This window comes from Mesorhizobium sp. M2E.F.Ca.ET.209.01.1.1 (genome assembly GCF_004010375.2).
GTDB lineage: Bacteria > Pseudomonadota > Alphaproteobacteria > Rhizobiales > Rhizobiaceae > Mesorhizobium.
Window position 1 is genome coordinate 1 of record NZ_SADP02000874.1, and the last position, 314, is coordinate 314.

General features: G+C 56.7%; 1 pseudogene. It reads right to left on the minus strand.

Features of this window, described 5'->3' with window-relative positions:
• Nucleotides 1-105 precede the first annotated feature (105 nt).
• A pseudogene (locus EN852_RS41975) lies at nucleotides 106-314 on the minus strand (hypothetical protein); the annotation flags it as partial.

Genomic DNA, 314 nt, shown 5'->3' on the forward strand with positions numbered 1-314 from the left:
TGAAGGTGACGAAGCCTAGAGTGAGCATAACGAGCAGTGTCATGGAGATGGCCATGTCGACCATCGTCGCCCCGACTTCCGACTTTATGAATTGCTTCAGCATCATCAAAACCGGCTCAACCGCTCCTGATGACTAGCCCCAAGCGTTACGCCGGTGATGCTGAGCAGCGACAGCAATCCAGCGCTGTCGAGGGTACCGTAAGCGTAGGTGCCGGAGGCGGTTACAATGCAGACCTGCGATGTCGTCGAGAGGTAAAGGACCGTCCCCGTATTGGGGTCGACTGCATTTTTGCAAGTGGTCGGGTCGGCGATGC